The sequence below is a fragment of the Bacillus sp. MHSD_36 genome, assembly GCF_030757775.1.
In the GTDB taxonomy this organism is placed as follows: Bacteria; Bacillota; Bacilli; order Bacillales; family Bacillaceae_G; genus Bacillus_A.
The window spans coordinates 73,007-86,373 of record NZ_JAVBIS010000002.1 but is presented as its reverse complement, the minus strand read 5'-3'; the positions used below and the strand labels follow the sequence as shown (position 1 = coordinate 86,373).

The window sequence follows — 13,367 nt, the reverse complement described above, 5'->3', positions numbered from 1 at the left end:
TTAATTATAGCATTTTTTTGGACGAGGCTGAATAAGCTTTCAATAGAGTATGTCTGGAATCAGGAGGTCGATAGCAGGATGAACTGGTATGGAATGCGTGCACATGAAGTGGAAGAAAGAACGAATACGAATGTGAAGATGGGACTGACAGAGAAAGAAGCAGAAGGGCGAATAAAGAAATTTGGTACAAATGAACTAGATGAAGCAAAGAGGCCTTCTGCACTCATGGTATTTTTAGCACAATTTAAAGATTTTATGGTACTTGTTTTGTTTGGGGCAACAATCGTTTCGGCTTTTTTAGGGGAATACATTGATTCTATTGCGATTGTTGCGATTGTTATTATCAACGGTATTCTCGGCTTTTTTCAAGAAAGAAAGGCTGAAAAGTCATTGGAAGCCTTAAAAGAGCTAGCCGCCCCGCAAGTTACTGTACTGCGGAATGGAAAGTGGGTAAAGGCACCGTCAAAAGCACTCGTTTTAGGTGATGTTATTAAATTTTCTAGTGGCGATCGTATCGGGGCTGATGTACGTCTTGTTGAGGCATCGAGTTTATATATTGAAGAATCAGCTTTGACAGGAGAGTCAGTACCAGTGCAGAAGAAAGTAGAAGCATTGCAAGGGCAAGATATTTCAATTGGTGATCAAAAAAATATGGCTTTTATGGGTACGATGATTACGCGAGGATCTGGAACAGGGGTCGTTGTAGCAACTGGTATGAATACAGCGATGGGCCAAATTGCAAATATGTTACAAAATGCAGAACAAATGGAAACACCACTGCAAAGAAGATTAGAGCAACTCGGAAAAATATTAATTATTGTGGCTCTTGTTTTAACAGCGCTTGTCGTATTAGCAGGTGTGTATCAAGGGAATGAAGTGTATCATATGTTTTTAGCTGGCGTGTCACTAGCCGTTGCTGCTATTCCAGAAGGATTGCCAGCAATTGTTACAGTAGCTTTATCGCTTGGTGTACAGCGTATGATAAAAAAGAGAGCAATTGTAAGGAAGTTACCAGCGGTCGAAACGTTAGGTTGTGCTTCTGTTATATGCTCTGATAAAACAGGAACGATGACGCAAAACAAAATGATGGTAACACATATGTGGTCAGGTGGAGAGTTGTGGAAAGTGACAGGCCAAGGATATGAACCGAATGGCTCTTTTATGAAAGGTGAAAAAGAAATTAATCCAGATAAGACGAAATCGCTTTATCAATTACTCACATTTGGTTCGCTATGTAATAACGCAAATATAATTCAAAAGAAAAAGGCATATGTATTGGACGGAGATCCAACTGAGGGAGCACTTGTAGCTGCAGCAATGAAAGCGGGGATAACGCGTGAGGCATTGAAAGGGAAGTTTGAAATTCTCCGCGAGTTTCCGTTTGATTCAACTCGAAAAATGATGAGTGTTATAGTACGAGATCGAGAAGGGAAAAAGTTTGTCGTTACGAAGGGAGCACCAGATGTCCTTCTGCAAATGAGTCAAACGATTTTATGGGGGGATAAGCAGCAACCATTAAGTGAGTTGTATAGAAAAGAAGTGCAGGCGGCTATTCATAGCCTAGGTAGTCAAGCGCTTCGAACAATTGCAGTTGCTTTTAAGCCTTTAAAAGTAACAGACTTAATTGAACATGAAAGAGACGTTGAAAAAGATTTTATGTTAGTCGGGATACAAGGAATGATTGATCCGCCAAGACCAGAGGTAGAGCAAGCTGTAAAAGAGTGCAGAGAAGCTGGTATTCGAACAGTTATGATTACAGGTGACCATAAAGTGACTGCAATGGCAATTGCGGAACAATTAAGTATTTTACCACCAGGTGGACGCGTTGTTGAAGGGGTAGAACTCGCAAGTATGGATGTAGAAGAGTTAGAAAATGTTGTAGAAGATACGTATGTATTTGCTCGTGTATCACCGGAACATAAATTGAAAATTGTTAAGGCGTTGCAAAATAAAGGACATATAGTAGCGATGACAGGTGATGGAGTAAATGATGCACCTGCTATAAAAACAGCGGATATTGGGATAGCGATGGGAATTACAGGGACGGACGTTGCGAAAGAAGCTTCTTCTCTCGTATTGCTGGACGATAATTTCGCTACGATAAAATCAGCAATTAAAGAAGGTAGAAATATATACGAGAACATACGTAAGTTTATTCGTTATTTATTAGCGTCGAATGTTGGAGAGATATTGGTTATGTTATTTGCGATGTTACTTGCATTACCGCTGCCGATGGTTCCAATTCAAATTTTATGGGTGAACTTAGTTACTGACGGCTTACCGGCGATGGCATTAGGTTTGGATAAAGCTGAAGGAGACGTGATGAAGAGAACGCCGCGTCATCCGAAAGAAGGGGTATTTGCTAGAGGGCTTGCCTGGAAAATTATAAGTCGTGGCTTTCTAATTGGGGCAGTGACGTTAGTGGCGTTTATAGTAGCATTTAATCAGCATCCAAATGAACTGAAATATGCACAAACTGTAGCGTTTGCAACGTTGGTACTTGCTCAGCTGATTCATGTATTTGATTGCCGAAGTGAGCATTCTGTTTTCCACCGCAATCCATTTGGAAATGTGTATTTAGTAGGAGCGGTTATCATCTCATTACTACTCATGCTAGTGGTTATATATTATCCACCGTTACAACCGATTTTTAGCACGATGCCGATACAAGCAAGAGATTGGTTGTTAATTGGAGGTTTATCATCAATTCCGACCTTCTTACTAGTAGGTTCTTTATTAACAGGGAAAAAGGGGAAGAAGGAAAAGCCAATACTATATAAGAAGGGATTAAACTTGAAATAGTCAATGATATGAAAATGTGATATAATTTACAGAAGGTAGTAGAGCCTTGTCTCTATTACCTTTTTCATTGAGTTATTTCATGGCTTGGATGTGATAAAAAATGATTTGTAGTATGACAGGATTTGGAAGGTCAAAAGTAGAAAATGATACTTTTCAAATTACAGTAGAAATGAAATCGGTAAACCACCGTTTTCTAGAGATGAGTATTCGACTTCCGAAGCAAATGATGGTATTCGAAGACAAAATTCGTAAAATAATTGCAGAACAAGTTCGACGTGGACGTATTGAAGTGTCTATTAGTATAACGGGTGAAGGGCTTGTTGAAAGAAAATTAAGTGTGAATTGGTCGCTTCTTGAGCAGTACCAATCGATTATGGAAGATATAAAAGGAAAATTTCAATTACAAGATTCTATTACACTTCAGCAGTTAATGGCAATGCCAGAAGTAACAGCGATTGAAGAAGTAGAAAATGTAAATGAACAATTTGAGAACAGTTTATATGAGGCGGTTCGCCAAGCTGCTCATATGTTAAAAACGATGAGAGATGGCGAAGGAGAACGATTACATAAAGATATAGCGAATCGTTTACAAGAGATTCACAATTGTGTAAATGCGATTATTCCGCATGCACCAATTGTTACGCAAAAATATCGTGAACGATTAGAAAATCGCTTAAAAGAATTACATAATCAAGATATAGATGAACAAAGATTGCTAACAGAAGTGGCAATCTTTGCTGAGCGTTGTGATATTCACGAAGAGTTAGTTCGTTTGCAAAGTCATTTAGAGCAATTTCGTGAAACACTGCAGATTGAAGAGCCTGTTGGAAGGAAAATGGATTTCATCGTGCAAGAGATGCATAGAGAAATTAATACGATTGGTTCTAAGGCAAATGACTTAACAATTTCAAAATATGTTGTAGAAATGAAAAATAACCTTGAAAAAATTCGTGAACAAGTACAAAATATTGAGTAGCTTTCAAAAAATATATAAAGTTATACGTGGTGGAGAAATCGGATAGACTTACTAGGAGGCGCAAACTATGGCCATGCGGTTTTTAAATATTGGATACGGAAATATTGTATCTGCTCATCGAATTATTGCTATTGTAAGTCCGGAGTCAGCTCCTATTAAACGAACAGTACAGGAAGCACGCGAACATAACGCTTTGCTTGATGCTACGTATGGGAGAAAAACAAGGGCGGTTATTGTTATGGATGATGGGCATGTTGTATTAAGTCCAATTCAGCCAGAGACGATTGCACATCGTTTGAATAATAAAGAAGATTTAAGTGAGGAAGGGTAGGTTTTACATATTTATGAGAAGTAGAAGAGGATTGCTCATCGTTCTTTCAGGACCTTCTGGGGTTGGTAAAGGAACGGTTCGAAAAGAGCTGTTTAGTCATGAGGATACACGTTTTCAGTACTCCATTTCAGTAACGACACGTAAGCCACGTGAAGGTGAAGTGGATGGTGTGGATTATTTCTTTAAAGAGAGAGAAGAATTTGAGGAAATGATTCGTAATGAAAAATTACTTGAGTGGGCTGAGTTCGTAGGTAATTATTACGGAACACCAATTGACTATGTTGAAAAAACATTACAAGAAGGAAAAGATGTATTCTTAGAAATTGAAGTGCAAGGCGCAATTCAAGTTAAGAAAGCTTTCCCAGAAGGTGTATTTATTTTCTTAGCACCTCCAAGTTTATCTGAACTAAAGAACCGAATTGTTGGTCGTGGTACAGAAACGGAAGATGTTATTGAAAATCGTTTAACGGTAGCGAAAGAAGAAATTGATATGATGGACGCTTACGACTACGTTGTAGAAAACGATCAAGTTGAACTAGCTTGTGAAAGAATTAAAGCAATTGTGGTTGGCGAACATTGCCGCCGCGAAAGAGTAGCAAAATATTATAAAGAAATGACGGAGGGTCTATAATTATGTTAAATCCATCAATTGATTCATTATTAACAAAAATCGATTCTAAATATACACTTGTAACAGTGGCTGCAAAACGTGCGCGCGAAATGCAACTTGCTAATAACTGTGTTGTAGAAAGACCGGTTTCTCATAAATGTGTAGGTAAAGCATTAGAAGAAATCGATATTGAAGCGTTAAGCTACGTACCAAGCGAAGATAAAGTAACTGAATAAGACTTTGTCTTCGACAATTTAGAACATAGACTTTATAATTTTCTATGTAACGGTAACAACCTATTTACAAGTAGGTTGTTATTTTTTTACGGTAGGGAAGAAGTATTGATACTGACGAGATAAGAATTTTGTTTCAGTATGGATAAGTTTGAAAAAGAAAGAGGACGAGCCATATGCTAAAAGGGAAAAAGATACTTTTATGTGTAACAGGAGGCATTGCGGTCTTTAAAGCGGCTGCGTTAACGAGTAAATTGACACAAGCTGGTGCTATTGTAAAAGTAATGATGAGTGAGTCGGCAATGAAGTTTGTTACACCTCTTACATTCCAAGCACTTTCTCGCCATGATGTATATACCGATACATTCGATGAGAAAGATTCAGCTGTTATTGCTCATATCGATTTAGCGGATTGGGCTGATGTTGTACTTGTTGCACCTGCTACAGCCAATTGTATTGGAAAGTTAGCTAACGGTATTGCGGATGATATGATTACAACTACTTTGTTAGCTACTACAGCCCCAGTGTGGATTGCACCTGCTATGAATGTGCATATGTATGAAAATAAAATTGTTCAAAAAAATATGATGACGTTAAAAACGTTAGGATATACATTTATTGAGCCTGGAGAAGGCTTTTTAGCGTGTGGTTATGTAGCGAAGGGAAGATTAGAAGAACCTGAAGCGATTATTGTACGGTTAGAAGAGGCTTTTTCAGAACAAAAACCATTGCAAGGAAAAAGAATATTAATAACTGCTGGCCCAACTCGCGAAAAGATTGATCCAGTTCGTTTTATGACCAATTTTTCTTCTGGAAAAATGGGCTATGCGATTGCGGAAGTGGCAGCGAACTTAGGTGCTGATGTCATACTCGTTTCGGGACCGACAGCGCTAAATCCACCGTTACATGTAACTACGGTGCAAGTGGAATCTGCACAAGATATGTTAGAGGCAGTTCTTCAACATTATCAAAACGTAGATGTTGTCATAAAAACAGCAGCAGTTGCAGACTATCGCCCGAAATATGTTCATGATAATAAAATGAAAAAGAAAAATGGCGATGCTGTAATTGAACTCGAGAGAACAGTAGATATTTTAAAAACGTTAGGTGAGATGAAAGAGAAACAGTTACTTATCGGTTTTGCGGCTGAAACGACAAACGTAGAGGAATACGCAACGAAAAAATTACGTGAGAAAAATGCAAATATGATTGTTGCGAACGATGTAAAGGCGCAAGGAGCTGGATTTGGTACAGATACGAATATTGTAACAATGTATAGAAAAGATGGAGAAATTATAGAGTTGCCACTTTTAACGAAGAAAGAGGTCGCTCGTGAAATATTAAAGCAAATTGAAATGATGTTAGAAGATGATCGTCTATGAAATTTGCAAGTGTAATTGTTGATGTACCTGCACGTCAGACAGATCGACCATTTGATTATATTATCCCTAAAAAATGGGAAGACATTGTCCAAACAGGTATGCGTGTAGTAGTTCCATTTGGCCCGAGAAAATTGCAAGGGTTTATTATTGGGGTTAAAGATTCGGCTGAAGTAGAAAGTAAGAAGTTAAAAACAATACATGAAATATTAGATGTAACACCGGTATTAAACGAGGAATTATTAAAGCTTGGGTATTGGCTTACAAGTGAAACGTTATGCTATATGATTTCAGCTTTTCAAGTTATGCTTCCAACGGCGATAAAAGCAACGTATAAAAAGCGTCTACAACTTCGTAAACAAGAAGAAGTAGCACCGGAACTACTGTTTTTATTTCAGGATAAAGAAGCGATAGATTGGGAAGCGATTGAGACGCAGCCACATCTATACCGTACGATTCAACAAGAAATTAAACATGGCACGATTGAAGTTGTGTATCAAGTAAAAGATAAAGTGCAAAAGAAGAAACAAAGAGTCGTACAACCGGAGTTGTCAGAAGATAAATTAGAATTAGCAGCATTTGAATTGAAAAGCAAAAAACAACAAGATGTCCTCTATTACTTTGTGGAAAATTATAAAAGTGTACCGTTGAAAGTAATAACAGAAGAGTTACAAATAACAAATGCTCCGATTAAAGCACTTGTTAAAAAGGGGCTACTCTCAGAAAAGTATGTGGAAGTGTACCGAAATCCGTATGACGATGATGATTTTGAACAAACGAAACCATTCCCGCTTACGGAGGAACAACAGCAAGTTATTACACCGATTTTATCATCAATTACAAATGAAACTTACAATCCATTTTTACTATATGGTGTTACAGGTAGCGGAAAAACAGAGGTATATTTACAATCTATAGCAGCTGTGCTCAAGAAAGGAAAAGAAGCTATTGTGCTTGTTCCTGAAATTGCACTAACGCCTCAGATGGTAGATCGTTTTAAAGGTAGATTTGGCTCACAAGTTGCAGTTCTTCATAGTGCGCTGTCTGTTGGAGAAAAATATGATGAATGGCGTAAGATTTTAAGAAAAGAAGTGAAAGTTGTAGTTGGTGCACGTTCAGCTGTATTTGCTCCTTTTGAAAATTTAGGGATTATTATTATTGATGAGGAACATGAATCGAGCTATAAGCAAGAAGATAATCCGAGATATCATGCAAGGGATGTAGCTGTGTGGAGGGGACAATATCATAAATGTCCTATCGTTCTTGGTAGTGCAACACCGACACTTGAATCGTTTGCAAGAGCAAAAAAAGGTGTATATGAATTACTGACGATGGAAAAGCGTATGAATGAACAAGCTTTACCGACAGTAGAGATTGTTGATATGCGTGAAGAACTTCGTGACGGGAATCGTTCCATGTTTTCAAAAGCACTGCATGAAAAAATAGCAGATCGGTTAGAAAAGAAAGAACAAATGGTGCTCTTTTTAAATAGAAGAGGTCATTCTACATTTGTTATGTGCCGTGATTGTGGGTATGTTGTACAATGTCCGCATTGTGATATCTCGCTGACATACCATAAAATGAATCATCGTTTAAAATGTCATTATTGTAGCTACGAAGAGAATATGCCGACTGCTTGTCCTGCTTGTCAAAGTACATATATTCGTTTCTTTGGTACAGGTACACAAAAGGTAGAAGAAGAAATTACAAAACTATTTCCAGAGGCACGAGTCATTCGAATGGATGTAGATACGACAAGTCGTAAAGGAATGCATGAAAAATTATTAAAGGCATTCGGGGAAGAGAAAGCAGATATATTACTTGGAACACAAATGATTGCGAAAGGATTAGATTTTCCAAAAGTAACGCTTGTCGGGGTTTTAACCGCGGACACGATGCTTCATTTACCTGATTTTCGGGCGAGTGAAAAGACTTATCAGTTATTGACGCAAGTAAGCGGACGAGCAGGCCGACATGAATTGCCAGGGGAAGTTATAATTCAAACGTATACGCCAGAACATTATAGTATAGAGTTAGCAAAGAACCAACAATATGATGTGTTTTTTGACCAAGAAATGCAAATGAGACGAACGAGACAATATCCACCTTATTACTATGTTGTACTTGTGACAGTATCTCACCCAGAATTATTAAAGGCAGTACAAGTGACGGAAAAAATTGTCGGTCATTTACGGTCGCACTGCTCGCAGCAAACAATGGTGTTAGGACCAGTTGCTTCAGCAATTCCAAGGATAAAAGATAGATATCGTTATCAATGCATGATAAAATACAAACGGGAACCAAACTTAAAGAACGTGCTCAAAATGGTAAATGAACATTATCAAGCAGAAATGCAAAAAGAGCTACAAATCTCAATTGATTTTAATCCAACAATGTTAATGTAGCGGAGGGAAATATGGCAGTTTTAGAAATAGTAAAGCATCCAAATGAAGTGTTAGAAACACCGTGTGAAAGAGTAATTAACTTTGATAAAAAGTTAGTGAAATTGTTGAAAGATATGCATGAGACAATGTTAATTGCGGACGGAGTCGGTTTAGCTGCACCTCAGGTAGGGGTAAGCTTGCAAGTGGCGGTAGTTGATATCGGTGATGATACTGGGAAAATCGAGTTAATCAATCCATCGATACTAGAAAAACGTGGTGAACAAGTAGGTCCCGAAGGCTGTTTAAGCTTCCCGGGACTTTATGGTGAAGTGGAACGTGCGGATTATATTAAAGTACGTGCGCAAAATCGCCGAGGTAAAGTATTTTTACTAGAAGCAGAAGGTTTTTTAGCGCGCGCAATTCAACATGAAATCGATCATTTACATGGTGTGTTATTTACATCGAAAGTGACGAGATATTATGAGGAAAACGAATTAGAATAGGTATTAAAAGGAGCGGTTTTTAAATGATAAAAGTAGTATTTATGGGAACACCGGACTTTTCAGTGCCGGTGCTTCGTCGTCTTATTGAAGATGGCTATGATGTAATAGGTGTTGTGACGCAACCAGATCGTCCGGTAGGCAGAAAGAAAGTATTAACACCTACACCTGTTAAAGTGGAAGCAGAAAAACATGGTATTCCAGTGTTACAGCCGTTAAGAATTCGTGAAAAAGACGAATATGAAAAAGTATTGGCATTAGAGCCAGATTTAATTGTAACAGCTGCATTCGGCCAAATTGTACCAAATGAAATTTTAGAAGCACCAAAGTATGGATGTATTAACGTCCACGCCTCTTTACTTCCTGAACTTCGTGGTGGTGCGCCAATCCATTATGCAATTATGGAAGGGAAAGAGAAAACAGGTATTACAATTATGTATATGGTAGAAAAATTGGATGCTGGTGATATCTTAACGCAAGTAGAAGTGGAAATTGAAGAGCGTGAAACGACAGGCTCGTTATTTGATAAGTTAAGTGAAGCAGGGGCGCATCTTCTATCTAAAACAGTACCTTTATTAATTCAAGGTAAGCTAGAACCGATTAAACAAAATGAAGAAGAAGTAACATTTGCATATAATATAAAACGTGAGCAAGAGAAAATTGATTGGACAAAAACAGGTGAAGAAGTATACAATCACATTCGCGGATTGAATCCATGGCCAGTTGCTTATACAACTTTAGCAGGACAAGTTGTTAAAGTATGGTGGGGAGAAAAAGTACCTGTAACGAAATCAGCTGAAGCAGGCACGATTGTTGCGATCGAAGAAGATGGTTTTGTTGTAGCAACTGGTAATGAAACGGGTGTTAAAGTTACTGAGTTGCAACCTTCTGGTAAAAAGCGTATGAGTTGTTCACAATTTTTACGTGGCACAAAACCTGAAATTGGAACGAAGTTAGGAGAAAATGCATGAGACAAAATGTTCGTGAATTAGCTCTTGATGGTTTAATTCAAGTAGAAAAAAGTGGTGCATATAGTAACTTACTTTTAAATAATTTAATTGAAAAAAGTACAATTGATAGAAAAGATATTGGTTTATTAACTGAAATTGTATATGGAACGATTCAACGTCGTGACACATTAGATTATTATTTACAGCCTTTTTTAAAAAAGAAGGTTGAGGCGTGGGTAAGAGTATTGCTTCGCTTATCTTTATATCAAATGATTTATTTAGACCGAGTGCCCGAAAGAGCGGCTATTCATGAAGCGGTTGAGATCGCAAAGCGTCGCGGCCATAAAGGGATTGCTGGTATGGTGAACGGTGTATTACGTTCGATTCAAAGAGAAGGTGTACCTTCTGTAGATGAAATTAAAGATCCAGTAGAGCGTTTGGCAATTGCAACAAGCCATCCAGTTTGGCTTGTTCAAGAGTGGGCTTCAGAATATGGTTTAGAAACTGCTGAGAAAATGTGTGAAGTGAACATGTTACCGCCTGTACCAACGGCGCGTGTAAATGTTGATAAAATAACAGTAGAAGAAGCAATTAAATTATTGGCTAGTGAAGGTATAGAAGCGAAGCGTGGCGATTTATCAGATGATGCGATTCAAATTGAAAAAGGGAATGTAGCGCACACAGATGCGTTTAAAAAAGGTTTTCTTTCTATTCAAGATGAAAGTTCTATGCTGGTAGCGCGCGCGTTAGAACCAGATGAGGGAGATGTAGTTCTTGATAGTTGTGCTGCTCCAGGCGGAAAAACAACGCATATTGCAGAGCGATTAAAAGGAACTGGTCAAGTTATGTCCCTTGATTTACATGCACATAAAGTACGTTTAATTAAACAACAAGCAGAGCGACTTGGTCTAGAAAATATCGAAACAAAGGCATTAGATGCTAGAAAAGTGCAAGAGCATTTTGCAAATGGAACGTTTGATAAAATATTAGTAGATGCCCCATGTTCTGGATTTGGTGTAATTAGACGTAAGCCTGATATTAAGTTAGGTAAAGATAAAGGCGATAGTGAAAGATTATCGATGATTCAACTTGCAATACTAGAAAAAATCGCACCGTTATTAAAACAAGGTGGTCGCCTTGTTTATAGTACGTGCACAATTGAAAAAATAGAAAATGAACAAGTAATAGAGCGATTTTTACAAGAGCATCCTGAATTTGAGTGGGATACTACGATAAAAGAACGTATGCCAGAAAAGTTAAGTCCGTATATTGATGAAGGTCAAGTACAAATTTTACCGCATTATTTTGCAACAGATGGCTTTTATATTGCTTGTTTAAGGAAGAAGGTGTAGCATCGTGGAAACGACTGTGAGAAAACAAAAGAAAAATTTAGAAACGAAAAAACCATCAATTTACTCTTTACAACTTCATGAAATGCAAGAGTGGTTAAAGGAACAAGGAGAACCAAAGTTCCGTGCTGGGCAAATTTTTGACTGGCTATATAAAAAACGTGTAAAAAATTATGAGGATATGTCAAACCTTTCTAAAGGATTGCGTGATAAATTGTCGAATTCCTTTGATATTACTACTTTAAACACTTTAGTAAAACAAACGTCTTCGGATGGAACAATTAAATTCTTATTCCAATTATATGATGGATATTCTATTGAAACGGTATTAATGCGACATGAATATGGAAATTCAATTTGTGTAACAACGCAAGTAGGTTGTCGTATTGGATGTACGTTCTGTGCTTCGACGCTTGGTGGTTTAAAACGAAACCTAGAAGCTGGAGAAATTGTAGCACAAGTAGTCGAAGTGCAACGTGCACTTGATGAATCCGAAGAACGTGTAAGTTCTCTTGTTGTTATGGGAATTGGAGAACCATTTGATAACTACGATAATTTAATGGGATTCTTACGCATTATTAATCATGAAAAAGGACTTCATATTGGTGCAAGACATATGACAGTTTCGACAAGTGGAATTATCCCGAAAATCTATAAGTTCGCTGAAGAAGACTTACAAATTAATTTTGCGATTTCACTGCATGCCCCAAACTCAGAATTACGTTCAAAATTAATGCCGATTAACCGTGCTTATAAGCTACCTGATTTAATGGAAGCTATTAAATACTATGTAAATAGAACAGGGCGTCGTATTACTTTTGAATATGGACTATTTGGGGGAGAAAATGACCAAGTTGAGCACGCTGAAGAGCTTGCTGCGCTCTTAAAAGGTGTAAAATGTCATGTAAACTTAATTCCGGTAAACTACGTACCTGAACGTGATTATGTGCGTACACCACGTGAACAAATTTTCTTGTTTGAAAAAACGTTAAAAGATCGTGGAGTAAATGTAACGATTCGCCGTGAACAAGGTCATGATATTGATGCAGCCTGCGGTCAGTTGCGTGCGAAGGAGCGCAAAGAAGAGACGAGGTGACGAGATGAAAGCCGTGTTTCTATCAGATAAAGGAAAAGTTCGTCAACATAATGAAGATAGTGCGGGAGTTTTTCACAATTTAGATGGAAATATTTTAGCGGTAGTAGCAGATGGAATGGGAGGTCATCGAGCTGGTGATGTAGCTAGCTCGATGACCATTCAATTATTCCATGATTATTGGAAGCAAACGCATAATATGAATGAGCCCAAAAAAGTAGAAGAGTGGTTACATACTAGTGTTGGGATTATTAATGAGCGTGTATATGAGTACTCTAAGCAACATGTAGAATGTAACGGCATGGGAACAACGCTTATAATAGCAATTTGTACACCAAACTTTGTGACAATAGGTCACATAGGAGATAGTCGTTGTTATATGATATCAGAGGGGGAAATCTCGCTTGTAACGGAAGATCATTCACTTGTAAATGAACTTGTGAGACATGGTGAAATTTCGAAAGAAGACGCAGAATATCACCCGAAAAAGAATGTTTTGTTAAGGGCATTAGGAACAGAAGAAAAAGTCGGATTAGATGTTAAAACATTAGTGCTTGAGGAAGATGATCAGTTACTTCTTTGCTCTGATGGATTATCTAACAAAGTTTCTATTGCTGATATGCAACAAATTTTACAGTTAAATGAACAGCTAGAAGCTAAGGGACAACGTCTCATTCAATTGGCGAATGATCGTGGCGGGGAAGATAATATCACCCTTGTTCTTATTGATTATGCGGGTTCGACAAACGAAAGTAGGTGA

The 13,367-nt window shown here is 37.8% G+C and carries 12 protein-coding genes; all 12 read left to right on the top strand.

Going from position 1 to position 13,367, the window contains the following annotated elements:
• Positions 1 to 78 precede the first annotated feature (78 nt).
• On the top strand, positions 79 to 2,802 hold the full coding sequence (locus Q9B79_RS08420) for a calcium-translocating P-type ATPase, SERCA-type (protein ID WP_306183397.1): 2,724 nt from the start codon (positions 79 to 81) through the stop codon (positions 2,800 to 2,802).
• Between the two features lie 100 nt (positions 2,803 to 2,902).
• Complete coding sequence (locus Q9B79_RS08415) at positions 2,903 to 3,778, top strand: YicC/YloC family endoribonuclease (RefSeq protein ID WP_306183396.1); 876 nt, start codon at positions 2,903 to 2,905, stop codon at positions 3,776 to 3,778.
• Between the two features lie 67 nt (positions 3,779 to 3,845).
• Positions 3,846 to 4,109 (top strand): extracellular matrix/biofilm regulator RemA, encoded by a 264-nt coding sequence (gene remA, locus Q9B79_RS08410; RefSeq protein WP_001251456.1) that lies wholly within the window; start codon positions 3,846 to 3,848, stop codon positions 4,107 to 4,109.
• 13 nt (positions 4,110 to 4,122) lie between these two features.
• Positions 4,123 to 4,740 (top strand): guanylate kinase, encoded by a 618-nt coding sequence (gmk, locus tag Q9B79_RS08405; protein WP_001257738.1) that lies wholly within the window; start codon positions 4,123 to 4,125, stop codon positions 4,738 to 4,740.
• A gap of 2 nt (positions 4,741 to 4,742) precedes the next feature.
• Positions 4,743 to 4,955 (top strand): DNA-directed RNA polymerase subunit omega, encoded by a 213-nt coding sequence (gene rpoZ, locus Q9B79_RS08400; RefSeq protein WP_306183395.1) that lies wholly within the window; start codon positions 4,743 to 4,745, stop codon positions 4,953 to 4,955.
• A gap of 173 nt (positions 4,956 to 5,128) precedes the next feature.
• Positions 5,129 to 6,334 carry a bifunctional phosphopantothenoylcysteine decarboxylase/phosphopantothenate--cysteine ligase CoaBC gene (gene coaBC, locus Q9B79_RS08395; RefSeq protein ID WP_306183394.1) on the top strand — a complete coding sequence of 402 codons (1,206 nt, stop codon included), beginning with the start codon at positions 5,129 to 5,131 and terminating at the stop codon, positions 6,332 to 6,334.
• Entirely contained in the window at positions 6,331 to 8,736 is a 2,406-nt protein-coding gene (priA, locus tag Q9B79_RS08390; protein ID WP_306183393.1) for a primosomal protein N', read from the top strand. Before coaBC ends, priA begins: the two co-directional genes overlap by 4 nt.
• 11 nt (positions 8,737 to 8,747) lie before the next feature.
• The gene (def, locus tag Q9B79_RS08385) at positions 8,748 to 9,218 is read left to right on the top strand and encodes a peptide deformylase (RefSeq protein WP_000279468.1); all 471 of its coding nucleotides are present in this window, start codon (positions 8,748 to 8,750) and stop codon (positions 9,216 to 9,218) included.
• A gap of 23 nt (positions 9,219 to 9,241) precedes the next feature.
• On the top strand, positions 9,242 to 10,186 hold the full coding sequence (fmt, locus tag Q9B79_RS08380) for a methionyl-tRNA formyltransferase (RefSeq protein ID WP_000598791.1): 945 nt from the start codon (positions 9,242 to 9,244) through the stop codon (positions 10,184 to 10,186).
• Entirely contained in the window at positions 10,183 to 11,517 is a 1,335-nt protein-coding gene (rsmB, locus tag Q9B79_RS08375; protein WP_306183390.1) for a 16S rRNA (cytosine(967)-C(5))-methyltransferase RsmB, read from the top strand. Before fmt ends, rsmB begins: the two co-directional genes overlap by 4 nt.
• A 4-nt stretch (positions 11,518 to 11,521) precedes the next feature.
• Positions 11,522 to 12,610, top strand: coding sequence for a dual-specificity RNA methyltransferase RlmN (gene rlmN, locus Q9B79_RS08370; protein ID WP_048530542.1), 1,089 nt, complete (start codon positions 11,522 to 11,524; stop codon positions 12,608 to 12,610).
• A gap of 4 nt (positions 12,611 to 12,614) precedes the next feature.
• The gene (locus Q9B79_RS08365; RefSeq protein WP_306183387.1) at positions 12,615 to 13,367 is read left to right on the top strand and encodes a Stp1/IreP family PP2C-type Ser/Thr phosphatase; all 753 of its coding nucleotides are present in this window, start codon (positions 12,615 to 12,617) and stop codon (positions 13,365 to 13,367) included.